This window comes from Nocardia shimofusensis NBRC 100134, from assembly GCF_001613125.1.
GTDB lineage: Bacteria > Actinomycetota > Actinomycetes > Mycobacteriales > Mycobacteriaceae > Nocardia > Nocardia shimofusensis.
The window spans coordinates 44217-67164 of the sequence record NZ_BDBT01000015.1; the positions used below are offsets into that span (position 1 = coordinate 44217).

Annotated in this window: 29 protein-coding genes; 10 read left to right on the top strand and 19 right to left on the bottom strand. The window is 68.3% G+C overall.

All coding sequences use genetic code 11. From position 1 onward, the window contains the following. Window positions 1-11: 11 nt before the first annotated feature. Together NS3_RS17685 and NS3_RS17690 are read left to right on the top strand one after the other, a co-directional pair. The gene (locus tag NS3_RS17685) at window positions 12-1397 is read left to right on the top strand and encodes an alpha/beta hydrolase family protein (protein ID WP_067861047.1); all 1386 of its coding nucleotides are present in this window, start codon (window positions 12-14) and stop codon (window positions 1395-1397) included. Between the two features lie 131 nt (window positions 1398-1528). After that, window positions 1529-2458, top strand: a complete 930-nt coding sequence (locus tag NS3_RS17690; protein ID WP_067861049.1) for an RluA family pseudouridine synthase — start codon at window positions 1529-1531, stop codon at window positions 2456-2458. A 6-nt stretch (window positions 2459-2464) separates the two neighbouring features. Here the strand turns inward: NS3_RS17690 and NS3_RS17695 are convergent, their stop codons facing one another. Further along, window positions 2465-2866: a hypothetical protein gene (locus NS3_RS17695; RefSeq protein WP_067861051.1), complete on the bottom strand. Its 402-nt coding sequence runs from the start codon at window positions 2864-2866 to the stop codon at window positions 2465-2467. A 213-nt stretch (window positions 2867-3079) separates the two neighbouring features. Here NS3_RS17695 and NS3_RS17700 point away from each other — a divergent pair, with 213 nt between their 5' ends. The 3 genes from NS3_RS17700 to NS3_RS17710 all read left to right on the top strand — a co-directional run bounded on the left by NS3_RS17700 (window position 3080) and on the right by NS3_RS17710 (window position 4618). Next, complete coding sequence (locus NS3_RS17700; RefSeq protein ID WP_245649674.1) at window positions 3080-3826, top strand: CPBP family intramembrane glutamic endopeptidase; 747 nt, start codon at window positions 3080-3082, stop codon at window positions 3824-3826. Window positions 3827-4012: 186 nt separating this feature from the next. After that, a complete protein-coding gene (locus NS3_RS17705; RefSeq protein ID WP_067861053.1) occupies window positions 4013-4351 on the top strand; it encodes a hypothetical protein in 339 nt (112 codons plus the stop codon). A 39-nt stretch (window positions 4352-4390) separates the two neighbouring features. Beyond that, the gene (locus tag NS3_RS17710; RefSeq protein ID WP_067861055.1) at window positions 4391-4618 is read left to right on the top strand and encodes a hypothetical protein; all 228 of its coding nucleotides are present in this window, start codon (window positions 4391-4393) and stop codon (window positions 4616-4618) included. Between the two features lie 57 nt (window positions 4619-4675). Here the strand turns inward: NS3_RS17710 and NS3_RS17715 are convergent, their stop codons facing one another. Together NS3_RS17715 and NS3_RS17720 are read right to left on the bottom strand one after the other, a co-directional pair. Further along, on the bottom strand, window positions 4676-5113 hold the full coding sequence (locus NS3_RS17715; RefSeq protein ID WP_067861057.1) for a type II toxin-antitoxin system VapC family toxin: 438 nt from the start codon (window positions 5111-5113) through the stop codon (window positions 4676-4678). Continuing rightward, window positions 5110-5334, bottom strand: coding sequence for a YlcI/YnfO family protein (locus tag NS3_RS17720; protein ID WP_157101400.1), 225 nt, complete (start codon window positions 5332-5334; stop codon window positions 5110-5112). Before NS3_RS17720 ends, NS3_RS17715 begins: the two co-directional genes overlap by 4 nt. Before the next feature lie 131 nt (window positions 5335-5465). Here NS3_RS17720 and NS3_RS17725 point away from each other — a divergent pair, with 131 nt between their 5' ends. Next, a complete protein-coding gene (locus NS3_RS17725) occupies window positions 5466-5690 on the top strand; it encodes a hypothetical protein (protein WP_067861061.1) in 225 nt (74 codons plus the stop codon). Between the two features lie 136 nt (window positions 5691-5826). On the opposite strand, the gene rpsQ is transcribed toward NS3_RS17725, so the two are convergent. The 12 genes from rpsQ to NS3_RS17785 all read right to left on the bottom strand — a co-directional run bounded on the left by rpsQ (window position 5827) and on the right by NS3_RS17785 (window position 13532). Continuing rightward, entirely contained in the window at window positions 5827-6102 is a 276-nt protein-coding gene (gene rpsQ / locus NS3_RS17730) for a 30S ribosomal protein S17 (protein WP_040794489.1), read from the bottom strand. Then, window positions 6099-6338 (bottom strand): 50S ribosomal protein L29, encoded by a 240-nt coding sequence (rpmC, locus tag NS3_RS17735; protein WP_040794488.1) that lies wholly within the window; start codon window positions 6336-6338, stop codon window positions 6099-6101. Before rpmC ends, rpsQ begins: the two co-directional genes overlap by 4 nt. Next, window positions 6338-6754: a 50S ribosomal protein L16 gene (gene rplP / locus NS3_RS17740; RefSeq protein ID WP_067861063.1), complete on the bottom strand. Its 417-nt coding sequence runs from the start codon at window positions 6752-6754 to the stop codon at window positions 6338-6340. The genes rpmC and rplP overlap by 1 nt, the downstream gene beginning before the upstream one ends. A gap of 3 nt (window positions 6755-6757) precedes the next feature. Continuing rightward, window positions 6758-7561 carry a 30S ribosomal protein S3 gene (rpsC, locus tag NS3_RS17745; RefSeq protein WP_067861065.1) on the bottom strand — a complete coding sequence of 268 codons (804 nt, stop codon included), beginning with the start codon at window positions 7559-7561 and terminating at the stop codon, window positions 6758-6760. Beyond that, the gene (rplV, locus tag NS3_RS17750) at window positions 7562-7960 is read right to left on the bottom strand and encodes a 50S ribosomal protein L22 (RefSeq protein ID WP_067861067.1); all 399 of its coding nucleotides are present in this window, start codon (window positions 7958-7960) and stop codon (window positions 7562-7564) included. After that, window positions 7957-8238 carry a 30S ribosomal protein S19 gene (gene rpsS, locus NS3_RS17755; protein ID WP_067861069.1) on the bottom strand — a complete coding sequence of 94 codons (282 nt, stop codon included), beginning with the start codon at window positions 8236-8238 and terminating at the stop codon, window positions 7957-7959. The genes rplV and rpsS overlap by 4 nt, the downstream gene beginning before the upstream one ends. A gap of 15 nt (window positions 8239-8253) precedes the next feature. Continuing rightward, on the bottom strand, window positions 8254-9090 hold the full coding sequence (gene rplB, locus NS3_RS17760) for a 50S ribosomal protein L2 (RefSeq protein WP_067861071.1): 837 nt from the start codon (window positions 9088-9090) through the stop codon (window positions 8254-8256). A 33-nt stretch (window positions 9091-9123) separates the two neighbouring features. Next, entirely contained in the window at window positions 9124-9429 is a 306-nt protein-coding gene (rplW, locus tag NS3_RS17765) for a 50S ribosomal protein L23 (protein WP_040794483.1), read from the bottom strand. Next, window positions 9426-10133, bottom strand: a complete 708-nt coding sequence (gene rplD, locus NS3_RS17770; RefSeq protein WP_067861073.1) for a 50S ribosomal protein L4 — start codon at window positions 10131-10133, stop codon at window positions 9426-9428. The genes rplW and rplD overlap by 4 nt, the downstream gene beginning before the upstream one ends. Then, window positions 10130-10795: a 50S ribosomal protein L3 gene (rplC, locus tag NS3_RS17775; RefSeq protein WP_067861075.1), complete on the bottom strand. Its 666-nt coding sequence runs from the start codon at window positions 10793-10795 to the stop codon at window positions 10130-10132. The genes rplD and rplC overlap by 4 nt, the downstream gene beginning before the upstream one ends. 14 nt (window positions 10796-10809) lie before the next feature. Next, entirely contained in the window at window positions 10810-11115 is a 306-nt protein-coding gene (gene rpsJ, locus NS3_RS17780; protein WP_003938093.1) for a 30S ribosomal protein S10, read from the bottom strand. A gap of 614 nt (window positions 11116-11729) precedes the next feature. Beyond that, window positions 11730-13532, bottom strand: a complete 1803-nt coding sequence (locus NS3_RS17785; protein ID WP_157101401.1) for a hypothetical protein — start codon at window positions 13530-13532, stop codon at window positions 11730-11732. Between the two features lie 268 nt (window positions 13533-13800). Between NS3_RS17785 and NS3_RS17790 the strand changes: the two genes are divergently transcribed. The 3 genes from NS3_RS17790 to NS3_RS17800 all read left to right on the top strand — a co-directional run bounded on the left by NS3_RS17790 (window position 13801) and on the right by NS3_RS17800 (window position 16623). Then, window positions 13801-14826, top strand: coding sequence for a DUF2804 domain-containing protein (locus NS3_RS17790; RefSeq protein WP_067861079.1), 1026 nt, complete (start codon window positions 13801-13803; stop codon window positions 14824-14826). A gap of 54 nt (window positions 14827-14880) precedes the next feature. Then, window positions 14881-15357, top strand: a complete 477-nt coding sequence (locus NS3_RS17795) for a hotdog fold domain-containing protein (RefSeq protein WP_067861080.1) — start codon at window positions 14881-14883, stop codon at window positions 15355-15357. 75 nt (window positions 15358-15432) lie between these two features. Beyond that, on the top strand, window positions 15433-16623 hold the full coding sequence (locus NS3_RS17800) for a lycopene cyclase family protein (RefSeq protein ID WP_067861082.1): 1191 nt from the start codon (window positions 15433-15435) through the stop codon (window positions 16621-16623). Between the two features lie 157 nt (window positions 16624-16780). Here the strand turns inward: NS3_RS17800 and NS3_RS17805 are convergent, their stop codons facing one another. From NS3_RS17805 to NS3_RS17815, 3 genes are read right to left on the bottom strand one after another with little or no spacing between them, the layout of a single operon-like run. Beyond that, window positions 16781-17677: an ABC transporter permease gene (locus tag NS3_RS17805; RefSeq protein ID WP_067861128.1), complete on the bottom strand. Its 897-nt coding sequence runs from the start codon at window positions 17675-17677 to the stop codon at window positions 16781-16783. Continuing rightward, window positions 17674-18486: an ABC transporter permease gene (locus tag NS3_RS17810; RefSeq protein ID WP_067861084.1), complete on the bottom strand. Its 813-nt coding sequence runs from the start codon at window positions 18484-18486 to the stop codon at window positions 17674-17676. The genes NS3_RS17805 and NS3_RS17810 overlap by 4 nt, the downstream gene beginning before the upstream one ends. Continuing rightward, window positions 18483-19490 (bottom strand): daunorubicin/doxorubicin resistance ABC transporter ATP-binding protein DrrA, encoded by a 1008-nt coding sequence (locus tag NS3_RS17815; protein ID WP_067861126.1) that lies wholly within the window; start codon window positions 19488-19490, stop codon window positions 18483-18485. Before NS3_RS17815 ends, NS3_RS17810 begins: the two co-directional genes overlap by 4 nt. A gap of 412 nt (window positions 19491-19902) precedes the next feature. Here NS3_RS17815 and NS3_RS17820 point away from each other — a divergent pair, with 412 nt between their 5' ends. Then, the gene (locus NS3_RS17820) at window positions 19903-21429 is read left to right on the top strand and encodes an aldehyde dehydrogenase family protein (protein ID WP_084495705.1); all 1527 of its coding nucleotides are present in this window, start codon (window positions 19903-19905) and stop codon (window positions 21427-21429) included. 101 nt (window positions 21430-21530) lie between these two features. Here NS3_RS17820 and NS3_RS17825 read toward each other — a convergent pair whose 3' ends face one another. Beyond that, a complete protein-coding gene (locus tag NS3_RS17825) occupies window positions 21531-22847 on the bottom strand; it encodes a TetR/AcrR family transcriptional regulator (protein ID WP_084495706.1) in 1317 nt (438 codons plus the stop codon). Between the last annotated feature and the right edge of the window lie 101 nt (window positions 22848-22948).

Sequence of the window (22948 nt, forward strand, 5' to 3'; positions counted from 1 at the left end):
ACGAGCCGGTGATGTCGACCTTCGACGTGATTCTCGTCGTCCTCACGCTCGGCCACGCCGTCGCGACCTTGGTGGCGCCGCGAGTGGCGATGTTCGCGCTACCGGTCGTCGGGCCGCTGTTGTTGTTCGGCTGGCCGATGCAACTGCTGTTGGAACACTTCTACTGGCAATTCCTCCCGCTCTATCTCCTGTTCCCGATCAGCGCGGTGGTGTCCTTCGTCGTGGGGACTCGGCGCCGGACCGGTGCGGGCCCGATCGGCGCGCGCGTCGCCGTAGCCGTCCTCGCGGTCATCGCGCTGCCCGCACTGGCCCCCGTGCCGGTGCCGCGGCTGCCCGAACCGACCGGGCGCTACGCGCTGGGCTCGGAGATCTTCCGGTGGGTCGACGAGCAGCGCGCGGAGCCCTCGTCCACTGCCGAGCGGCGCAATGTCGTTGTGCAGGCGTGGTATCCGTCCGACGGATTGTCCGGGCGGCAGTACCTCTACCTCGACGGCGACGGTGAGCTCCCCGGCAGCGTCGCCGGCGTGCCAGGTCGGCTGATGCGCGGATACGACTTCATCGACAGTCACGCGTTCGCCGACGTGGCCGTCAGCGACGACAGGGAACGATGGCCGGTCGTGCTGTTCTCCCCCGGCAACGGCGCACCGCGCGCCTTCTACACCGCGCTCGTCACCGACCTGGCCTCCCGTGGGTTCGTGGTCCTGGCCGTCGACCATCCCTACGATTCCGCGGTCACGAAACTGGCCGACGGCCGGATCGTGACCACCACCCCCGACACCGCCACCGACGACGCCGAGGCCCAGGCCGCGATGGGCGAGCGGCAGCGAACCCGCGCCGCCGACCTGAGCTTCGTCGTCGACCAGCTCGCCCGCCCCGACCTGCTCGGCTCGCTGGCCGGCCGCCTCGACACCGATCACATCGCCGCTGTCGGACATTCCCTCGGCGGCGCGAGCGCGCTCGCCGCCCTCGCCGACGATCCCCGCCTCGACGCCGCGGTCAACATCGACGGCACCCTCTACGCCGACCTTCCCGATCGCTCCCTCTCCCGCCCTGTCCTGCTGCTGGAGAGCGACCGCGACCGCACCGATCACTCCCAGCGCTACCTCGACGGCAACGGCGCCCTGCTCGGCAACCTCACCGCACCCGGCTACCGCTACGCACTCGGCGGCGCCGACCACTACGGCTTCACCGACGCCCCCTACTTCCTCGCCGGGCCGGCCCGCTTCGTGCTCGCCGGATTCCCCGGCGGTCCCCGCGACCCCGCCGACACCCAGCGCACCGCCAACGCGCTCGTAGAAGCCTTCCTCCGCGAACCGCTCGGCGACCCGCCCGCCGATCTCGCCGCCACGGCCGCGGCCGCCGACGACGTCACCGGCGGCCCCGCCGGCCCCGCCTGAGGGACACGGAAGCATCCGCCGGGCCACCCGATCCCGGCACTCACCGTGAGGCCACGCGGCGGCGGGCCTGGCCGCCGGACACCGGCCCTGAGCGGCAGGCTCGAGCGGCGCGGCCGATAGAGTTCGAGTCGATGAGACGCAGGCAGCAGCCACCGTTGCCCAAACGGCACGGCCTCGATCCCGCCCGGCTGAGGATGCCGGAAGCGGGCGACTGGACGACGATCCGTGATCATCTGGTCGAGCGGTTGCCGCGCGTCTCTCCCGACCGCATCGACGAATTGCTGCACGCGGGCGAGATCGTCGACTCGGCCGGCCCGATCGCCCCGGACGCGCCCTATGTGCCCGGCGGCGCGGTCTGGTTCCACCGCGACCTGCCCGACGAGGTCGACGTCCCCTTCGACATCACCGTCGTGCACCGCGACGACACCGTGCTCGTCGCCGACAAACCGCATTTCCTCGCGACCATCCCGCGCGGGCAGCACATCCGCCAGACCGCGCTGGTGCGCCTGCGTGAACAACTCGACCTGCCCGACCTGATCCCCGCGCACCGGCTGGACCGGGTGACCGCCGGGCTGATCCTGTTCGTCGTCGACCCCGCCCGGCGCGGGGCGTATCAGACGATGTTCCACAAGCGCACCGTGCGCAAACAGTACGAGGCCATCGCGCCGTACGACCCGGAGCTGACGCTCCCGTGCACGGTGCGCAGCCGGATCGTCAAGGAGAAACACGTGCTCGCGGCGAGGGAGGTCCAGGGCGAGCCGAACGCCGAGACACTGGTCGAACTGCTCGAACACCGCGACGGTCTCGGCCGCTACCGGCTCACCCCGCACACCGGCCGGACCCACCAGCTGCGCCTGCACATGAACAGCCTCGGGGTGCCCATCCTCGGCGACGACTTCTACCCCGTGATCACCGACAAGCCCGTGCACGAGTTCACCCGCCCACTGCAACTGCTGGCCTCGACGTTGGAATTCACCGACCCGGTCACCGGCGAACCGCGCCGATTCCAGAGCACCCGCACGCTGCGGGCGTGGACCGATTACCGGGGCTGGGCCGGCTGACCGACCTCAGGACCCCATGAAACCCAGCGGTCCGGCGCCGCACGTGGCGCTGCCGCTGACCGTGGGTTCGGCCACGTTCACCTTGATCTCGTACGCCAAGCCCTGCAACGCGGCGAGCGTGTGGGTGCCCGACTTCGACGGCTTCCACTGGATCGTCGCGACGCCGTCGACCGGCTTGACCGGGCTGCCCGAGATGATCAGGGCATTGTCGTAGAACCAGACCTCGAACCAGTGATTCACCTTCGCGGTCAGCTGGTAGACGCAGCCCGCCTGCGGACTGCTGCTCGAAACCGTCAGTTGCTCGACCGTCGCGGCCGCGTGCGGGGCACCGGCGACGACAGCACAGGTCATCGCGGCCAGCGCGCCCAGCCCGGCCCTGAGACGACCGACGTTCCTGCTCTTGCTCATGGCGACTCCTCTACGGTCCACTGTGGACGCTCGGACTGTATCGCCCGTCCAGTTCCCTTGCGGCCGGTTTGCCGAAAATCTGAAATGCAACCCATTCAGTTTTTCCGCACACCGTCGCCCGCGCCACGGCGGCCGACTCGAAGCCGTGGCGAACGCCGCAGTGCGCGCACCTCCCGGCTACGTACACTGGGGCAAGTGCACGAACCCGCCGCCGTGGCCGTGATCGAACCCCATGCCGTGACCGAGCCCGGTCGCCATCGGCTGCACACCTATATCGACGTCGCCGTGGTGATCGCCGTGCTCGCGGGCACCAACCTCATCGCCCACTTCACCACCGCCTGGGCCAATATCGTCAGCGTCCCCGTCGCCGCGATCGTCCTGCTCGCCCTGGTCCGCAAGCGCGGCCTCGGCTGGGCCGAACTCGGCCTCTCACCCCGGCACTGGCGGCGCGGCTCGGTCTACGCGCTGGCCGCCGTCGGCCTGGTCCTCGCGGTCGTCGCCATCGGCGCACTGTTGCCCGTCACCCGGCCGTTCTTCCTCGCCGACCGCTACGCCACCCTCTCCGGCGCGCTCATCGCCTCCATGATCGTCATCCCGCTACAGACCGTCATCCCCGAGGAACTCGCCTTCCGCGGCGTCCTGCACGGCACCCTCGACCGCGCCTGGGGCGCCCGCGGCGTCTTCGCGGCCGGTTCGCTGCTGTTCGGCCTCTGGCACATCGCTTCCTCGTTCGGCCTCACCATTGGCAACCAGGGCCTCAGCGGCCTGCTCCCCGGCGGCATCGTCGGCCAGGTGATCGGCATCCTGCTCGCCGTCATCGCCACCGCCGCCGCGGGCGTGGTCTTCACCTGGCTGCGGCAACGCAGCGGCAGCCTGCTCGCCCCCATCGCGCTGCACTGGTCGGTCAACGGACTCGGCGCGCTCACCGCCGCCCTCGTCTGGCACACCACCCTGGCCTGACCCACCGCATCGAGGTTGGGCACCGCCGATCACCGGTGCGTTCTCCGATGCTCCGGCGACTCCTGCCGCCCCCCGTAGTGCCGTCGCCACCGGCCCCCGTAACAGACCGATCGGAATGTGAAACAAACTGTCTTCACAGAGTTGCGCTCCACTAGCCTGGGCCGGAATCGCCAGAAAGGTCATACCGTGCACCGCATTCTCCGCGCAGGCATCGTTCTCGCCGCGACCCTCGGCCCCATCGCCTCCCCCGCTCTCGCGACAGCGGAGGCGCCCACCGCGCACCCGCCGACTGCGCGCGCCGTGGCCGAGACGGGCAGCGGCGAACCCATCGAGACCGGCAGCGGCTCCAACTGCAACAGACTCCCCTGCTCCCCACCACAGGTGAACCTGTGGAACGAGATCTTCGAGGTCTTCTACTCGATCCTCGTGACAACCGGATCGGCGAACTGGGGCGATCTCCGCGGCCAGGACACCGATCCCGAACCCTCCTTCCCCGGTTCCGGTTCCTCCGGTTCGGCCGGATAGCGAACCTTCTCCCCTCCGCATTGCTTCGAAGGACCCAGCATGAAACGCAGTCTCGCCGCCACCGCAGTTCTCGCAGCCGTGCTCGGCGCACCCGCCGCGCCCGCGCTCGCGGACACGCCTGCCGTGATCGCCGACGAATCCACGGGTAGCGCCCTGTCCGGTAGCGCCCTGTTCGGCCCGAACAATCCCGTCGAGGAGCTCATCGAGGCCGTCTACGTGGTCATCCTCTACAACATCCAACAGGGATCGTTCGGCTCGGCGCAGTGACGCCGGCACCCGGCGCGCAGACGCCGTCACTCCGCGGTGAGCGTCATCGCCGCAGGTTCAGTGCGAGTTGTCCGGGAGAAGCCGAAAAGCGGGGTAGCGGTTCAGCGGGCGGATCGCCCGGAAGTCCCGCCGGTCCAGCGTCAAGATCGCATCTGTGTCGAACTCATCCGCCAGCGTGACACACACCGCGTCGACGAGATCCAGATTCAGTCCGTCGTACTTCGCGCGAACATCGATCGCCTTTCGGAGCTGGGAGGCGGTCGTTTCGCCGATCACGATCCTGGTCGATGCGATGCGATCGGACAGCAACCCCAGGATGGCGTCGGCGGCCCCGCGACCGGCTCGCACGCTCGCGACATGGTGAACCTCGGTCAGCGCGAGCGGGCTGATCACCAGTGCGCCGGCTTGGTCGGCAGCCCTGCGCACGGCGAAATGCTCTGGGTCGGAGCGATTGAACAATGCCAGCATTCCCGAGGTATCCGCGATGACGATCATGCAGGCCGGTTCATCGCGTCGCGAATATCCTCTTTGCCGATCGGTCCGCCGAGATCGAAAGTCTCCTCGTCGCTGAGCAGCGGGGCATCCCACCGACGATGCCGCATCAGGTAGTCGCGGACGGCGTCGCGCGTGATCTCCTGCTTCGAACGGCCCTCGAGATCGGCTTGCGCCGTGAGCGCCGCCTCTTCCTCATCCGAGAGTCGCATGGTCCAAGCCATGCCACCGATGGTATCAGTACTGATACCGACAGCTGAAGCCCAACTGCTCCCGCGGGTAAACATTCGCCTGCCGCCGGTCGATCACTGTGCAGCCACCGCGTCGACGGTGCACACACCGAGGAGCAAAAACCATGAATATCACGATGAAGAGCGCGCTGGGCGTATCGCTCGGCGCGGCAGCAGGTTTCACCGCGTATGAACTCTGGACCCGCAGCCGCGACCACACCTGGCCCGAAGGCGCCGCGGGCTGGCTCACGGTCGCCGTCACCGCGCTCGTCGTGGGCCTCGTGACCGCGATCGTCTACCACCTCGTGCTCGGCCTCCGTGAGCGCCGCGCGCGTGGGACGACTCGCTGAGCGCGACGCGCCATCCTCGGCATCACCTACCGACTGCGTGGTCCGGAGAGCCGGCGGCCCGGACACGACGAAGGCCCGCCTCCCTGCGCGGGAAACGGGCCTTCGTTGTTCGAGATGTCAGCCGAAGGACAAAGCCTTACTTGGCCTTCTCCAGGACCTCGACCAGACGCCAGCGCTTGGTGGCCGACAGCGGACGAGTCTCCATCAGCGCGACGCGGTCGCCGACGCCGGCGATCTCGTTCTCGTCGTGCGCCTTCACCTTGGAGGTGGTGCGAATGATCTTGCCGTAGAGCGGGTGCCGGTGACGGTCTTCCAGCTCGACGACGATCGTCTTGTTCATCTTGTCCGAGACAACGTATCCGCTACGAACCTTGCGGCTGTTACGGTCCTGTCCCTTCACGTTCTCGCTCATGCCGCATCTCCCTTGTCAGCGGGTCCGGTGGCCAGACCGAGCTCACGCTCACGCATGACCGTGTAGATGCGCGCGATCTCGTGACGAACGACGCGCAGACGACGGTTGTTGTCGAGCTGACCCGTCGCCATCTGGAAGCGCAGGTTGAACAGCTCTTCCTTCGACTCACGCAGGCGGGAGACGAGTTCGTCCTCGGTGAGCTCGCGGAGCTCTGCGGCCGGTGTTCCGGTAGCCATCAGAACTGCTCCTCCCTGGTCACGATCCTGCACTTCATCGGGAGCTTGTGCATCGCGCGGCGCAGGGCCTCGCGAGCGATCTCCTCATTGGGGTACGACATTTCGAACATCACGCGACCGGGCTTGACGTTCGCGACCCACCACTCCGGCGAACCCTTACCGGAACCCATGCGGGTTTCGGCCGGCTTCTTGGTCAGCGGGCGATCCGGGTAGATGTTGATCCAGATCTTGCCGCCACGCTTGATGTGGCGGGTCATCGCGATACGAGCGGACTCGATCTGCCGGTTGGTGACGTAGGCGGGCTCGAGAGCCTGGATGCCGAACTCACCGAAGGACACGGCGGTGCCGCCCTTGGCCATACCGGAGCGACTCGGGTGATGCTGCTTGCGGTGCTTGACCCTACGAGGCATCAGCATGCGTCAGCCCTCCTGATTCTCTGCCGGAGCCTCCGCCACCGCGGTGGCGGCCCGTCCGGCCTCAGTGCTGGTCGCGGTGGTGCCGGTGGAACCGGAACGACGCGGACGGCTCGGCCGCTCGCGGCGCGGACGATCACGATCGCCTGCCGGAGCGCTCGCGGCGGTCAGCTCACGCTTGCCACCGACGATGTCGCCCTTGTAGATCCAGACCTTCACGCCGATGCGACCGAAGGTGGTCTTGGCCTCGTAGAGGCCGTAGTCGATGTCGGCGCGCAGCGTGTGCAGCGGCACCCGACCTTCGCGGTAGAACTCCGAGCGCGACATTTCGGCGCCACCGAGGCGGCCCGAGCACTGCACGCGGATGCCCTTGACGTTCGGCGAACGCATGGCCGACTGGATGGCCTTACGCATCGCGCGACGGAACGCCACACGGTTGGACAGCTGCTCGGCCACACCCTGGGCGACGAGCTGGGCATCCGATTCGGGGTTCTTGACCTCGAGGATGTTCAGCTGCACCTGCTTCTTGGTGAGCTTCTCCAGCTCGGCGCGGATGCGGTCGGCCTCGGCGCCGCGACGGCCGATCACGATGCCCGGACGCGCGGTGTGGATGTCCACACGCACACGGTCACGGGTGCGCTCGATCTCGACCTTCGAGATGCCCGCCCGCTCCATGCCGGTGGCCAGGAGCTTGCGGATCGCGACGTCTTCCTTCACGTAGTCCGCGTACTGCTTGTCCGCGTACCAACGCGACTTCCAATCGGTGGTGATACCGAGGCGGAAGCCATGGGGGTTGATTTTCTGTCCCATTTACTTTGCCCCTCCCTTCCGGCGGCTACGAGTGGCGCCGGCGGTGGGCACGCTCTCGACCTCGATGGTGATGTGGCTGGTGCGCTTGCGGATCCGGAACGCGCGGCCCTGGGCCCGCGGCTGGAAACGCTTCAGGGTCGCGCCCTCGTCGACATACGCGGTCGAGATGACCAGCGTGGCCGGGTCGAGGCCGAGGTTGTTCTCGGCATTGGCCGCCGCGCTGGCGACGACCTTGGCAACCGGTTCGCTCGCGGACTGCGGAGCGAACTTCAGGATCGCGAGGGCGTCCTCGACCCGCTTGCCACGGACCAGGTCCACGACACGACGAGCCTTCATCGGAGTGACGCGAACGTGCTTGGCGGTAGCGCGCGCAGTCGGGTTCTGAGTCTCAGTCGTCATCGCCGCTTGCTCTTCCGATCGTCCTTGACGTGGCTCTTGAACGTCCTGGTCGGCGCGAACTCACCGAGCTTGTGCCCGACCATGTTCTCGGACACGAACACCGGCACGTGCTTGCGGCCGTCGTGGACCGCGAAGGTGTGACCGATGAAATCCGGGGTGATGGTCGAACGACGCGACCAGGTCTTGATGACCTGCTTCGTGCCCTTGTCGTTCTGCACGTCCACCTTCGCCTGGAGGTGGTCGTCGACGAACGGGCCTTTCTTGAGGCTGCGTGGCATTTCTTACCTCCTCCTTCAGCGCTTCTTGCCGGTCTTGCGACGGCGGACGATGAGCTTGTCGCTCGGGCGGTTGGGCTTACGGGTGCGGCCTTCCGGCTGACCCCACGGCGAGACCGGGTGGCGACCACCGGAGGTCTTGCCCTCACCACCACCGTGCGGGTGGTCGACGGGGTTCATCACGACACCACGAACCGTGGGGCGACGGCCCTTCCAGCGCATACGGCCGGCCTTGCCCCAGTTGATGTTCGACTGCTCGGCGTTGCCGACCTCGCCGACGGTGGCGCGGCAGCGCACGTCGACGCGGCGGATCTCACCGGAGGGCATACGCAGCGTGGCGTAGGGGCCTTCCTTACCGAGCAGCTGGATGCTCATGCCCGCGGCACGAGCCAGCTTGGCGCCGCCACCGGGACGCAGCTCCACGTTGTGGATCGTGGTACCGGTCGGGATGTTGCGCAGCGGCAGGTTGTTACCCGGCTTGATGTCGGCGGTGGGGCCGGACTCGATCGGGGTGCCCTGCGAGATGCCCTTCGGCGCCAGGATGTACCGCTTCTCGCCGTCCACGTAGTGCAGCAGCGCGATGTTGGCGGTCCGGTTGGGGTCGTACTCGATGTGAGCGACCTTGGCCGGGATGCCGTCCTTGTCGAGGCGACGGAAGTCGATGATGCGGTAGGCCCGCTTGTGCCCGCCACCACGGTGGCGAGTGGTGATGCGACCGTGTGCGTTACGACCACCGGTCTTGCTCAGCGGACGCAGCAGCGACTTCTCGGGAGTGGACCGGGTGATCTCGGCGAAGTCCGAAACGGACGACCCACGCCTACCGGGGGTTGTCGGCTTGTACTTGCGAATTGCCATGAGTTCTTCTCTGCTTTCTGGAATCCCGTCCGCTTACGCGACCGGGCCTCCGAAGATCTCGATGGGCTTGCTGTCGGCCGAGATGGTCACGAGCGCGCGCTTGGTGTTCTTGCGCTTGCCGTAACCGAAGCGGGTCCGCTTGCGCTTGCCCTGACGGTTGGCGGTGTTGACGCTGGTGACCTTCACACCGAAGACCTTCTCGACGGCGATCTTGATCTGCGTCTTGTTGGAGTCCGGGTGCACGATGAAGGTGTAGGTGCCTTCCTCGATCAGTCCGTAGGACTTCTCCGAGATGACCGGCGCCAGCAGGATGTCGCGGGGGTCGGCGATGGTGGTCACTTGCTCTCCTCCTGAGCCGCCACAGTGTCCTGCGGAGATTCCGCGGGACCGTGAACAAAGCTGTTCAGGGCCTCGACACTGAACACCACGTCGTCGCTGTTGAGCACGTCGTAGGTGTTGAGCTGATCCGGGGCGATCGGCTGCACGTTCTGCAGGTTCGCCACGCTCTTCCACGCGGCGACGTCCTCGCGGCCGACGACGACCAGGAACTTCTTGCGGTCCGACAGCTCGGACAGGAAGCTCTTGGCGGTCTTGGTCGACGGGGTCTGGCCGGCCACCAGCTCGCTGATCACGTGGATGCGATCGTTGCGGGCCCGGTCGGACAGCGCGCCGTGCAGCGCGGCACGGATCATCTTCTTGGGGGTGCGCTGGCTGTAGTCACGCGGCTGCGGGCCGTGGACGGTGCCACCGCCGGCGAACTGCGGCGCGCGGGTCGAGCCCTGACGGGCGCGGCCGGTGCCCTTCTGCCGGTACGGCTTCTTGCCGCCGCCGGAGACCTGGCCACGCGTCTTGGTCGCGTGGGTGCCCTGACGGGCCGCGGCCAGCTGCGCGGTGACGACCTGGTGCATCAGCGCGATGTTGGCGGTCACGTCGAAGATCTCCGCGGGGAGCTCGACGGTGCCGTTGGTCTTGCCTCCGACTTCCTTGACAGGAAGCGTGAGGTTCGCCTTTTCGGTTTCCTTCTGAGTGCTCACGGCGCTCATGCGTGCGCACCACCCTTCACGGCGCTCTTGACGATCACGACGCCGCCCTTGCGACCCGGGATCGCACCCTTGATCAGCAGCAGGCCGTTCTCGGTGTCGACCTTGTGAACCGACAGGTTCTGCGTGGTCACGCGGTCGTTACCCATGCGGCCCGACATGCGCATGCCCTTGAACACGCGACCGGGGGTGGCACAGCCACCGATGGAACCCGGACGACGGTGCACGGCCTGCGCACCGTGCGAGGCACCCTGGCCGGCGAAGCCGTGACGCTTCATGGTGCCCGCGAAGCCCTTGCCCTTGGAGGTGCCGGTGACGTCGACGTAGCTGCCCTCTTCGAACACGTCGGCGTTGATCTCCTGGCCGACCTCGAAGGCGGAGGCATCGGCGACACGGAGCTCGGCGAGGTGACGGCGCGGGGTGACACCGGCCTTGGAGAACTGGCCGGAGACCGGCTTGTTCACCTTGCGGGGGTCGATGGCGCCGAAGGCGACCTGCACGGCGCTGTAGCCGTCGCGCTCCTCGGTGCGGATCTGGGTGACCACGTTCGGGCCGGCCTTGATCACAGTCACCGGGACGACGCGGTTGTTGTCGTCGAAGACCTGGGTCATGCCGAGCTTGGTGCCCAGGATGCCGGCGGCAGGCCGGTTCTTGTTGTCAGTCATATCTCGAGTCCCCGTCACTGAATATTGACGTCGACGCTGGCCGGCAGGTCGATGCGCATCAGCGCGTCGACCGTCTTCGGCGTCGGGTCGAGGATGTCGATGAGACGCTTGTGCGTGCGCATCTCGAAGTGTTCGCGCGAGTCCTTGTACTTGTGCGGCGAACGGATGACGCAGTACACGTTCTTCTCGGTCGGCAACGGCACCGGTCCGACCACGCGGGCCCCGGTGCGGGTGACCGTCTCCACGATCTTGCGCGCAGACGCGTCGATCGCCTCGTGGTCATAGGCCTTGAGCCTGATGCGGATCTTTTGTCCCGCCACGCTAAGTGTCCTTTTCTCCGCTTTCCTTCGTGGCCCGGAAGCCGTCAGGCATCCGATACCACCCTCATTTGCTACAGCCCGAACACACGAAAGACGCCTCAGCCCGTGAGGTCAGGCCCGGAGGAGGTAGCCCGCGTTCCCACGCAGGGCCCCCGAACGGGCACAGACCAGCACAGTTAGACCACCGACCGGGGCATGCCCGATCTTCGCCGCTGTTCATCTGTCATGGTTCTCCGGTCCACGCGGTCGGGCGTGTCGCCTTTTCGCTCATTCTGCGGCCCGGATCGAAACTTCATCACAGGCTTGCAGAACCATGTCCCGGACGTACTCACACCGGAATCCCGGTGAAGTACACGATTGGGTACTGCTCTCGCCCCACCCGATCACGCTCCGTTTCGCCAGGAAACGACCGCAACCCCGTGAAGGCAACCCGAACAGTATGCATGACCCCCGCCACCGACTTCAAATCGCCCCCGGCAGGGGTGCGCTCAAACCCGTATCGCATGGTAGCGGCCCTGCGCACAGTCGGGACGGCTCCCGGAATCGGCACACCGGACCGAGCACAGCCGGGCGGCCCGCCGATCGTCGCACGAAAGGCGGGCCGCCGGTTCGGGTCACCGCACCGGTTTGGGCGCGACGACCGCGAAGGGCAGGTTCACTCGGGCGACACCCTCTTGGACGGCGACCAGCGTGTGGTCACCCACTTGCTCGATGGGCGGGCCGGGGAGCGCGTCGTGGCAGAACGATCCGCCCGCGTCGGCAGTGGCAGTGCCCAGCGTCGGGCCGGTCGCGGAGTCCAGATGGACCTCGACCGCCGAACCGGGGGCGAAGCCGGTGCCGAACAGCGCGAACGGCTCGCCGCTCGTGACCGCCTGGGTCGGCAGCGGACGCACGGGACAGCCGCGGTCGCCGAAGAAGGCGCCGGTCAGCACCATCGTCACGGTGGTACCGGTCGCCGCGCCGACCTGCACCGGGGTATCGGCCGTGGTCTCGCCGCTGACGGCGCGTAGCGTGTGCGCGCCCTCCGCCGTGTCGGCCGGGACCACGATGTCGGCATCGAAGGTGCCCGTAGCGGTGAGCGGCACGGTGCCCAGCACCACCCCGTCGAGGACCAGGTCGACGTGGGTGGGGCCGGAACTCGCCGGGGTGGTGAGCGTCACCGGTTCGCTCCACCGACTGCAGGTGAAGACGTCGCAGTCGCGGGCGCGGTACCGATAGGCAGTGGCAGGGGTCAGCTCCGGCATCGGGTGGCTCGTCCGGCAGCCGAAGGAGTCGACGCCGAACGTGCGGACCAGCGGACCGCCGCCGGCCGCCTGCGTCTGTTCCACTTCGGCCACACCGTCACGGCACAGGCTGGGATGTTCCAGTTCCAGCCACAACGAGGTGGGATCCAGCGGTGGTGGGAAGAACTGCCCGGTCACCTTCATGGCGGTGCCGGGACCGGCGATCGGTGGCGCCGCGATTGCCGGCCGGGCGAAGCCGGGCGTCGAGTTCACCGGCCCGTCCACGTTCTGGATGATCGGCACGCCGATCGGCGGGTGGACCATCCGTAGCAGGATCACGCCCTGCGCCGGTTCGATGGCGATCTCCATATCGGGGAACATCGCGACGGCCTTCGCGGGGCCGGACGCGGGATCCGTGCAGGCCGCGTTGTCGCGCAACTCCCCCAGCGCGCTGTCGATCGGTAGCGGAACCTGCTGGGAGACATCGCGAATCGCCTGTTCGGCCAGGTTTCCGTACCAGCCGCCCAGGAACACGTTGTCGACGAATTCCGCGACATCGAGCACGCCTCTGGTCTCGATGAAGGGGGCTTGCACGAGCACGGTGCCGTTGGTGGCGCGGAGGCCGCAGAGATCGGGCGCGGTCAGTGTCGTCACCAGTTGCGGAGCGAGATGCACCTTCACGCCGGGATCGGACGGGCAGAAGGGTGCGAACGTGTCGCGATGGCAAGTCGCAGGGGTGGTCACGTACAGCTCGATCGAACTGCCGAACAACGAGTACCCGAAAGTGAGCCGGTCGCCGTCCTGTTGTACCAGCAGCGCGCCCTGGGTGGCCAGACTGCAGCTGAAGTCGTAGAGCGAGAAGCCCTCCCCCGCCTCGGCCACAGCGGCCTCGATCCGACCGCGGATCCGGTCGCAGACCTGCTGGCGCGGCGTCGTCCCGGTCTCCGGGTCCACGCGCACGCTCCAGTATTCATCGATCTGCGTGCTCAACGGTTTCGACATCAGTTCCTGGAACATCGGCCCCGCCGCGTCGACGGGGACCGGAATATCCACCGGCTCACCGGTGTCCCGGTCCGGGACACTCGCGGCCAATTGCAGCCGCAGGCCGGTGGCGTCGATGGGGCTGGTGTAGATCGGCAGATTGCCGTCGTCGGCGTGGGCGATCGCACCGACGCCTGCGGCGACCGCCGACATGAGCAGACAGAGCGCGGCAAGCAACCTCGCTGTACGGGAATTCGATGCCGGCGTGCCTCGTCGCCGGCCGATCTCGTCTGTGGTGTGGATCGACATAGCAGTGCCTTCGTCCTGCGAATCGGAAATCGTGCGATCAAGAGAAGACAATCGTCGAAGCGCGGTGACCGCCGATCACGAGTACGGCGCTACTCGAATAACCGGGCCGGGCCGCGATGACGTTTCCGAACGGCACTTATCGCACGGTCGCCGTGGCTGTCATGATCGGCGGATGAGCGAACGTGAGCTGACCGCACCCGTCGACCTGTGCGACGCGCGCGGGCGCCTGAATCCCGACGCGGTGGGCTGGTCGCGCACACCGCTGCACCGCGCGAATCTGTCGCGGGCCTGGGGCAGGAAGAAGCGGTGGGACTACTGGTGCGTGACCGCTCCCGACCTCTATATGGCGATCACCTGCGCCGATCTGGATTATCTCGGCAACGCGTCGGTGTGGATCTGCCGGCCTTCCACCGGCCTGTCGGTTTCCGTGGACCGCATCGTGCCCGGTGCGCGCGGTTTCGCCCTACCCGACCAGCCCTGCACAGGCCTGATTGTCGTCGAGGCCGCCGGACTGCGCATCGAGATCGATGAACGCTCGCCCGGTTCCACCGGACTGCGGGCCTCGTGCGACTCGACTCCGGACGGCCCCCTTCATATCGATGTCGAGGTCGCCGAGCCGACGGGGCACGAATCGCTCAATGTGGTGATCCCGTGGTCACCGCGCCGCTTCCAGTACACGAGCAAACAGAACACCCGCCCGGCGACCGGCACCGTGCGCCTGGGCGAGCACCGATGGGAGCTCGGCGGCGACGGTCTGCCCGCCTACGGCACGCTCGACCTCGGCCGCGGGGTCTGGAAGTACCGCAATCGCTGGAACTGGGCGGCCGCCTCGGGCGTGTCGCGCGACGGCCGGACGGTCGGGTTGCAGTTCGGCGGAAAGTGGACGGAGGGAACCGGTTACACCGAGAACGGGCTGTGTGTCGACGGCAGGTTGACCAAGATCGGCGAGGAACTGCGGTGGACCTACGACTGGGACCAGCCGATGCGCCCGTGGCGGGTGCGCGACAGCGCGGGCCTGGTCGATGTCGAACTCGTCCCCGATCACGACCGGTACGCCCGCACCAGCGCGGGCGTGCTGTCGATGGAGGTGCACCAGTGCTTCGGCCGCTGGTCGGGCACGATCGTCACCGACGCGGGCGAACGCGTGGAGTTCTCCGACGTGATCGGCTTCGCCGAAGAGGCCCGCAACCGCTGGTGACCGGTTCGACACCACCTCTTCCCGGATAACTTACCGGAAAGTAAGATAGCTGGAATGACTGCCGCTACCTCGACTTTCCGCAGCTGGAAGAAGTTGCCCGACAACATGTTCGGACACGCGCTGTTCTCCGTGGGGATGGTGGCGCGGGTGCCGTACTTCGGCACCGTGCTGCCCACCGTGCGGCGGCTCGAACCCGGGCTGTGCGAGGTGAGCGCGCCGAAGTGGTTCGGTATCCGCAATCACCTGGGCACCTTCCACGCCATCGCGGCGTGCAATCTCGCCGAGGTGGCGATGGGGATGCTGTGCGAGGCGACGGTGCCGTCCTCGCATCGCTGGATTCCCAAGGCGATGAACGTGCGGTATCTGGCCAAGGCGGAGAGCCGGCTGCGGGCGGTGGCCTTCCTGCCGGAGATCCCGGACTTCGCGGCGATCATCGAGGGGCGGGAGCTGGTGGTGCCGGTATCGATCTTCGACCGGGACGGTGTGGAGGTGGTGCACGCCGACATCACCACCTGGGTGACGCCCAAGTGATGCCCGCCCCGACGGCCCCCTGTCCTTCGTCGAGGAGTGTTTGCGCTCGGACGGGGTGTCCGATTTGATGCACTCATGAGCAATGGCGACAGGGAAGCCGACATCTGTGTGGTCGGCCTCGGTCCGACAGGGCGCGCGCTCGCGCACCGGGCGATGCGGGCGGGTCTGACGGTCACCGCGATCGATCCGCGGCCGGAGCGGCTGTTCCCGCCGACCTTCTCGTGCTGGATCGACGAGTTGCCGGACTGGCTGCCGCGAGAGGTGATCGCCAGCCGGATCGAGGCGCCGGTGGTGTGGACCGAGACCGAGCACCGGATCGAGCGGCCCTACGCGGTGTTGTCCAAGCAGGGATTGCACGACGCGCTGTCGCTGGAGGACGCGACGGTGATCGCCGCACGCGCGACACGGGTGGACGCGCACGAGGTCGAACTCGGCGACGGGACCGTGGTGCGCGCGGCGACCGTGTTCGACACCAGGGGTTTGCCGACGACCGGACAGCGGCGGGCGGCCAGCGCGCACGGGATCTTCGTGGACGAGGAGACCGCCGCACCGATGGTGGCCGCGGGTGAGGGGCTGCTGCTGGACTGGCGGCCGGAGAACGGGGCGGGCCAGGACGAACCGCCGTCATTCCTCTACGCGGTGCCGCTCGGGGACGGCACGGTGATCTTCGAGGAGACCAGCCTCGGTCTGCGCGGCGGAATGCCGCAGCACGAGTTGCGCAAGCGGACGCTGGCCCGGCTGGCCGCGCACGGCATCCGGCTGTCCGGGGACGAGCCGACCGAGGCGGCGCACTATCCGCTGGACCAGCCACCGCCGCGCAAGGGCACCGCGCGGGCAGTCGAATTCGGCTCGCGCGGCGGCATGATGCACCCGTGCACCGGCTACAGCGTGGCCGATTCGCTGGCCCTGGTGGATACCGCGGTGGACGCGGTGCGGGAGGGGCGCGACCCGATCGAGGCACTGTGGCCGTGGCAGGCGCGGCTGGTGTACTGGATGCGGATGCGCGGGCTCTACGGGCTGGGCCGGTTGACCACCGCGCAGTCGATCTCGATGTTCGAGGCGTTCTTCACCGAGTCCGAGCGGGGGCAGCACGCGCTGCTGTCGGCGCACGCGGATTACACCGCGCTGGGGGCGGTGCTGTTCAACACCGTGGCGCACACCTGGCCGTTCCGCTGGCGTTACGACCTGGTCGGCTGGACCAATCGGAATCGCTGGGTCGGTTACGAGTTCGAGCCGGCGCGGGCGAAGACGCCCGAGCTGGACTGAGCGGCCGGGTCGGCAGGGCGCCGGTCCTCGCCACCGCACGGACCGGCGCTGCTCACGGAGCGAGCCGCGCGGCGCGAATACGCCCGAGCCCGGCCGGCGCCTCGTGGGGCACCCGGCCGGGCTCGTCGCGGCTGTGCCGGGCACGCCCGGCAAGTGGTCAGCTGGTCTCGGCCGCGCGCCGGTACCCGCGCACGGCGGGCCAGGCGAAGACCACGATCAGACCGATCGTCCAGGCCAGGGTCTTCAGCAGCGGTTCGGCGACCGGACCGCCGTAGGACAAGCCGCGCATGGCGTCGATGGCGGTGCTCATCGGCTGGTTGGCGACGACGTCCTGCAGCCAGGTCGGGTAGGCGAAGACAGGGACGAAGCCGGTGTTGAAGAACATCAGCAGCGTGTTGATGATGCCGATGACGCTGACCAGCAGCACCCCCTCGGTCAGCGTGGCCAGCGCGGTGACCAGTACCGCGAAGCCGACGCCGAACAGCACCGGGATGCCGATGAGCGCGATCGCGGCCAGCGGGCCCTGGCCGAAACGGAAACCGATCATCAGGCCGACGGCGAGGACGAACAGCGTGGTGATGAGCACGCGGACCGCCTCGGCCAGCAGCCGGCCGGTCAGGCCGGCGGCCCGGTTCATCGGCATGGTGTGGAAGCGGGCGAGCAGGCCGGTGGCCTTCTCGGTCTTGAACCCGAGCGCGCTGACCACCGCGCCCGACATGGCCGCGACCAGGCAGATCATCGGCACCTGGCCGTAGACCGACGGCATGCCGGTGGCCGAGGAGATGGCGTTGCCGAGCACGATCTTGAACATCAGCAGGGTGGCCGCCGGATACACCAGGGTCTGGATGGTGGTCGCGGGGTCGCGCATCCAGCCGATCAGCAGTCGCTTGCACTGCAGCAGACTGTGCCGGGCCCAGGTGGCCGGTGAGTTCTCCGATCGCGCGGGCACCGCGGGCAACTGCTGGAAGCCCTCGGTTCGCGGCTGCTCGCTCGTCGCGCTCGCCTCCTCGGGTGGGGTCGCTGTGGCTTTCACCGTGGTCTGCACCGAACTCATGCCCGCCTCACACTCGCCCACACCGCGAACGGGGTGAATACCAAAGCCAAACCGACGACCCATGCCAGCGGCACCCACAGCACGCCCCAGCTCACGCCGTCCGCGGCCATGTCGCGCAGAGCGAAAGAGAACTGGGAGACCGGCTGATTGCGCACGAACGGCTGGATCCACTCGGGGAAATTGCGCTCGGGAACGAACCCGCAGGAGAGCATGCCGAAGATGAGCGTCGGCAGGGTGAGCGCCTGACTGAGCTGCTCGGGACTCTTGGTCAGGCTGCCCAGGCCGTCGGCGCCGACCGCGAGCACGGTGCCGACCGCCACGGAGAAGACGCAGAACAGAACGGCCTGCCACACGCCTGCCTCGAACCGGAACCCGATCATGTGACCGAACAGCAGGGCGCCGACCAGTGACGTCAGCGACCGCACGAGACCGGCGCTGATACGCGAGAGGAACGGCACGAGCGTGCCGATCGGCATGGTCTGCAGCCGGGTGCTCAGGCCGGTCATCGCCTCGAAGGCGGCCAGCTGGGCATTGGAGAGCATGGTGACCGACATGGTCTGCAGCACGATGATCGGCATGACGAACTGCGCGTAGTCGATGCCCTGGAACTTCATCACGTAACGCAGCGGCAGATAGAAGCCGAGGGTGAAGACCAGCGGGGTGATGAACGCGACGACCAGTTCGCCCTTGGTGGCCATCGTCCACACCACGCGACCGGTGAGCGCGCGCCACTGGGCGAACGACGAGGGCTTGGCCTGCGGTAGCTCGGCGAACAGGTCGGTGCGGGAGTGCTCGGCGACGGCGGTCACGCGTGACCGCCCGAATGGCCGGTGATGGACAGGAACACGTCGTCGAGCGAGGGCCTGCGCAGAGCGATGTCGGCCAGTTCGACGCCGGCCGAGTCGAGCCTGCGCAGCGCTTCGGCGAGGGTGGCCGCGCCGTCGGGCGCGGGGATCGACAGACGGTCACCGCCGTCGCCCGCCTCGGCTCCGGCCAGCACCGCGGGGGGCACCAGATCGCCGAGGGCGTAGGCGGCGATGTTCAGCTTGCTCGGGTCCAGCGGGACGACCTCGCAGTAGCTGCCGCCGGTGCGCTCCTTGAGCTGGTCGGCGGTGCCCTCGGCGATGACCGTGCCCTTGTCGATGACGATGATGTTGTCACTGAGCACGTCGGCCTCTTCGAGGTACTGCGTGGTCAGCAGGACGGTGATGCCTTGATCCTTGAGGACGTTCACCAGATCCCACACGCCCTGGCGGCTGCGCGGGTCCAGACCGGTGGTCGGCTCGTCGAGGAAGACCACCTCGGGGCGCACCACCAGGCCGCAGGCGATGTCCACGCGCCTGCGCATACCGCCGGAGAAGGTGCGCACCGCGCGCTTGCCCGCGCCGACGAGGTCGAACTCCTCGAGCAGAGTGTCCGCGCGCTTGCGGGCGGCGGACTTGCCCAGGCCCATCAGCCTGCCGAACAGTTCGAGGTTCTCGCGGCCGGAGAGGTTCTCGTCGAGGGCGGCGTACTGGCCGGTCATCATGATCGAGCGGCGCACCCCCGCCGGGTCGGTGCGCACATCGTGACCGGCGACGATCGCGGTGCCGGAGTCCGGGCGCAGCAGCGTCGAGAGAACCTTGACAGTGGTGGTCTTGCCCGCGCCGTTGGGGCCGAGGATGCCGAGCACGCTCGCCTTGGCCGCGGTGAAGCTGATACCGCGCAGCGCGTGCACCTCGCCGAAGGATTTGTGCACGTCCTCCACGACGACCGCGGGGTCGATTGCCGCGGGCTCGCCTGCGGGTGATTCGGCCTGGGGGGAACTCGGCATCAACTCTCCACTGTCTACGCCCTCGGCGAGGAATGTCACCGAACGGCTGCTCGAACTCGTCGCGGTGATGATCCCTACCGCCCGGCCAGATGTTACCGGCATCCGCTTCGGATGGCGGCCGAGCGACGAACCCCGCGACGGACGGACCCGGCTCACAACATAAGACAAACTATGGCGTTGGTCACAATTCGTCAGTAAGGTTCGGGCCCCGGGGAATCACCGCTGGTCGCGCCGTTCGTACATCGGACGACGGCGCCGCGCCCGTCCTTGTCGGGCGGGTCGCGGCGGCCATAGTGTGGTTCCCAGGGGACCAGGTCACTCACTCGTCGGTGGGACAGCCGGTGTTTCGTCCCGCGAAGCCGGCTCGATTCGAGTGAGGTGTCAGCGGGACGAATTTGCGAAGAGGTGATCGATGGCCGAGTCCGCGCAGCCACGCCTGGCGGCGCATCCGGGAGGCACTGGCCGAACGAGTGTGTTGACTTCCTACGACCCACGCACCGGCGAGGCGGTCGGTGAGTATCCCGTGCAGCGCACGGCGGAACTCACCCGCGCGGTGCGCGCCGCCCGCAGCGCCGAGAAATGGTGGGGCGGACTGGGATTCAGCGGACGCAAGCGGTGGCTACTGGATTGGAAGCGTCTCATCGCGCGCCGGGCGGACGAGCTGGTCGAACTGATCTGCACCGAGACCGGCAAACCGGAGGCCGATGCCACCGTCGAAGTGGTGCTGGCGATCGAGAACCTGGACTGGGCGGCGCGCAATGCCGCGCGCGCCCTGGGCAGGCGCACGCTGGGCCGAAACTGGTTGACCCGCAACCACAAAGCCACCGTCGGCTATCTGCCACTCGGGGTGGTGGGCGTGCTCGGCGCGTGGAACAACCCTGTCTACACGCCGATGGGCTCGATCACCTACGCCATGGCGGCGGGCAACGCGGTGGTGTTCAAGCCGCACGAGCTGACCACCGGTGTCGGGGTGTGGCTGGCCGAGAGCTGGCGGGAGCTGGCGCCCGAGCAACCGGTGCTGCAGGCGGTGACCGGGGACGAGAACACCGCGCTCGGCCTGTGCCGGGCCGCGGTGGACAAGATCGCCTACTCCGGGTCGGAGGCCGTCGCGCGGCGGGTGATCTCCTGCTGCGCGGAGACCATGACGCCGGTGGTGGTGGAGCGCCACGACAAGGGCGCGATGATCGTGCACGTCGACGCGAGACTCGACGACGCCGCCGAGGCGGCGGTCTACGGGGCGATGGCCAACGCGGGCCAGAATCCCAGCGGCATCCAGCGCGCGTATGTCGCCGATTCGGTCTACGACACGTTCCTACACCTGGTGGCCGATCAGGCGCGGCGGTTGCGGCCGGGCGCGGATCGGCGCGCGTCCTACGGGCCGATGATCGTGGAGTCGCAGGCCGAGGTGGTGCGCAGGCAGGTGCGTGACGCGCTGGCCAAGGGCGGGCGCGCGGTGGTCGGCGGGCTGGAGTCGATCCGCGAGCCCTACATCCAGCCGATCGTGCTGGCCGAGGTGCCCGAGGACAGCCTGGCGATCACCGGCGAGGCGATCGGGCCGGTGCTGGTGGTCAACCGGGTGGCGAGCATGGAGGAGGCCGCCGAACGGGTCGATGCGGGCGGCAACGCCGTCGCGGTCGCGATGTTCACCCGGGACGTGCACAACATCGAGACCTTCGCCGAGCGGCTGCGCGTGGGAGTCGTGACGATCAACTCCGCCACCGCCTACACCGGCATCCCCGCCCTGCCCTACGGCGGCGTCGGCGAGTACGGACAGGGCCACAGCCACGGTGATCAGGGGCTGCGCGAGTTCAGCCGCACGCTATCGATCGCCCGCAAGCGGTATCGGGGCACGGTCGACCTGACGACCTTCGACCGCGATCCCCGCGACCTCCGCCGGGCCAAGGCGATCTTCCGGCTGCGGCATGGTCACCGCCTGTGACGGTCGGGGCCGAAGGCGGTAGCGCAGCGTCACCGCCGCAGGCCCCCGGCACAGGCACCATCGACACCGCCTGTGACGGTCGGGGCCGAAGGCGGTAGTCGCTAGCTGGGCTCTCGCGTGTTCGCGCCGAGCAGGACCGCTTCCATCAGGGCTGTGACGCGGGCGAGCTGGGCGGGACGGGCGTCGAAGCGCAGCAGCCTGCCGACGTCGATGACCTGACCGATCGCGGCGTGTACGCGGAAGCGGGCCTCGATCGGGTCGCCGTCGATCAGGTTGGCCCATTCGAGGATGTTCTGGCGCTGGATGGCGCGCAGTTTGTGCTGCTCGGCTTGCGGCAGGTTGGAGAACTCGGCGTAGTAGACCGGCATGATCTCCGGCATGCCGAAGGTCAGCTTCGCCTGTCGTTCGGCGATCCGGCGCGCGGCGTCGGGCCTGCTGGCGGACTCGGCCAGCGCCTCGGTGATGGCCAGCGAGACGCGGTCGCCGGTGCGGTGGAAGGCGGCGGCGAGCAGGTCGGCCTTGCTGGAGAAGTACCGGTAGACGCTGGAGGCGTTGATGCCGACGGCCGCGCCGATCTCCTCGATGCTGGCCTCGTGGTAGCCCTGGCGGCCGAAGATACGGATCGCCTCGGTGAGCAGTTGTTCGCGTTTGGAGGTGATCGGCAGGCCGCGGGGCGCGGGTTCCTGCTCGACAGCGGGTGGTGCGGGCGGCAGGTCCGTGCGGAGCACGGCCCAGCTCATGTCGCGCAGCAGCGGGACCAGACGGGTGCTCGAGAGCGCGGTGCGATGGTGGGCGATGCTGGCGATGGCGCTCATCATCGAGGCCGCCAGGACGCGCAGGTCGGCCTGATCCAAGCCGGGGCGCAGCCGGGCGATGGGGGCGGCGACGGTGTCGTTGAGGTCGTCGTAGACCCGGCGGATGCGACGGCGGTCCTCGGCTTCGAGGTAGCGGCGTTCCCAGCGGTAGAGCCCGGCTTCGCGGCGGATCTCGATGGTGTACTCGCTGAGCGCCTTGATCAGCGCGTCCAAGCGGGGTTCCGGGTCGAGGTTCGGGTCGTCGGCGGACTGCGCGACCTGCAGCAACTGCTGAGCGCCGCTTTCCGCGGCGGCGACCAGCAGCGCGTATTTGTTGGCGAAGTGCCGGTACAACGCGGGCCCGGAGATGCCGACCTCGGCGGCGATCTCGTCGACGCCGACCGGGTAGTAACCGCGTTCGCTGAACGCCCTGGCCGCCGCGCGCACGATCTGGGCTTTACGATCCTTGGGCCTGCGGCGCACGCCGGATTCGCCGTTCGCCCGATTCGCGCCGTTGCCCGTCGCCACCGCCGTCTCCGTCCCCGCGGATTTCGCGGCCGCCGATCTCCCGCCCGGGCCCGGCCGCGATGTCGCGAGTTCGACCTCGCCGTGTTCCGCGACCATGCACCTCTCCCGTTCCGGACCGGCGCCGCGTGGTTGACAGCGCCGGACATGTCACCTTAAGTTAACCACAATTCGCAAAGTTAACCACTATTCGAGGCCCG

What these genes read in the sequence shown, in the direction of transcription:
- NS3_RS17820 (WP_084495705.1), top strand. Translation starts at nt 19,903, where the DNA reads ATGGCCGAGTCCGCGCAGCCACGCCTGGCGGCGCATCCGGGAGGCACT.
- NS3_RS17795 (WP_067861080.1), top strand. Translation starts at nt 14,881, where the DNA reads ATGACTGCCGCTACCTCGACTTTCCGCAGCTGGAAGAAGTTGCCCGAC.
- NS3_RS17800 (WP_067861082.1), top strand. Translation starts at nt 15,433, where the DNA reads ATGAGCAATGGCGACAGGGAAGCCGACATCTGTGTGGTCGGCCTCGGT.
- NS3_RS17710 (WP_067861055.1), top strand. Translation starts at nt 4,391, where the DNA reads ATGAAACGCAGTCTCGCCGCCACCGCAGTTCTCGCAGCCGTGCTCGGC.
- rplB (WP_067861071.1), bottom strand. Translation starts at nt 9,090, where the DNA reads ATGGCAATTCGCAAGTACAAGCCGACAACCCCCGGTAGGCGTGGGTCG.
- rpsC (WP_067861065.1), bottom strand. Translation starts at nt 7,561, where the DNA reads ATGGGACAGAAAATCAACCCCCATGGCTTCCGCCTCGGTATCACCACC.
- NS3_RS17685 (WP_067861047.1), top strand. Translation starts at nt 12, where the DNA reads ATGTCGACCTTCGACGTGATTCTCGTCGTCCTCACGCTCGGCCACGCC.
- NS3_RS17695 (WP_067861051.1), bottom strand. Translation starts at nt 2,866, where the DNA reads ATGAGCAAGAGCAGGAACGTCGGTCGTCTCAGGGCCGGGCTGGGCGCG.
- rpmC (WP_040794488.1), bottom strand. Translation starts at nt 6,338, where the DNA reads ATGGCTACCGGAACACCGGCCGCAGAGCTCCGCGAGCTCACCGAGGAC.
- NS3_RS17720 (WP_157101400.1), bottom strand. Translation starts at nt 5,334, where the DNA reads ATGGCTTGGACCATGCGACTCTCGGATGAGGAAGAGGCGGCGCTCACG.
- rpsS (WP_067861069.1), bottom strand. Translation starts at nt 8,238, where the DNA reads ATGCCACGCAGCCTCAAGAAAGGCCCGTTCGTCGACGACCACCTCCAG.
- rpsQ (WP_040794489.1), bottom strand. Translation starts at nt 6,102, where the DNA reads ATGAGCGAGAACGTGAAGGGACAGGACCGTAACAGCCGCAAGGTTCGT.
- rplP (WP_067861063.1), bottom strand. Translation starts at nt 6,754, where the DNA reads ATGCTGATGCCTCGTAGGGTCAAGCACCGCAAGCAGCATCACCCGAGT.
- NS3_RS17785 (WP_157101401.1), bottom strand. Translation starts at nt 13,532, where the DNA reads ATGTCGGCGGTCGCCGCAGGCGTCGGTGCGATCGCCCACGCCGACGAC.
- rplV (WP_067861067.1), bottom strand. Translation starts at nt 7,960, where the DNA reads ATGACGACTGAGACTCAGAACCCGACTGCGCGCGCTACCGCCAAGCAC.
- NS3_RS17825 (WP_084495706.1), bottom strand. Translation starts at nt 22,847, where the DNA reads ATGGTCGCGGAACACGGCGAGGTCGAACTCGCGACATCGCGGCCGGGC.
- NS3_RS17725 (WP_067861061.1), top strand. Translation starts at nt 5,466, where the DNA reads ATGAATATCACGATGAAGAGCGCGCTGGGCGTATCGCTCGGCGCGGCA.
- rplD (WP_067861073.1), bottom strand. Translation starts at nt 10,133, where the DNA reads ATGAGCGCCGTGAGCACTCAGAAGGAAACCGAAAAGGCGAACCTCACG.
- NS3_RS17815 (WP_067861126.1), bottom strand. Translation starts at nt 19,490, where the DNA reads ATGCCGAGTTCCCCCCAGGCCGAATCACCCGCAGGCGAGCCCGCGGCA.
- NS3_RS17790 (WP_067861079.1), top strand. Translation starts at nt 13,801, where the DNA reads ATGAGCGAACGTGAGCTGACCGCACCCGTCGACCTGTGCGACGCGCGC.
- NS3_RS17715 (WP_067861057.1), bottom strand. Translation starts at nt 5,113, where the DNA reads ATGATCGTCATCGCGGATACCTCGGGAATGCTGGCATTGTTCAATCGC.
- NS3_RS17690 (WP_067861049.1), top strand. Translation starts at nt 1,529, where the DNA reads ATGAGACGCAGGCAGCAGCCACCGTTGCCCAAACGGCACGGCCTCGAT.
- rplC (WP_067861075.1), bottom strand. Translation starts at nt 10,795, where the DNA reads ATGACTGACAACAAGAACCGGCCTGCCGCCGGCATCCTGGGCACCAAG.
- NS3_RS17805 (WP_067861128.1), bottom strand. Translation starts at nt 17,677, where the DNA reads ATGAGTTCGGTGCAGACCACGGTGAAAGCCACAGCGACCCCACCCGAG.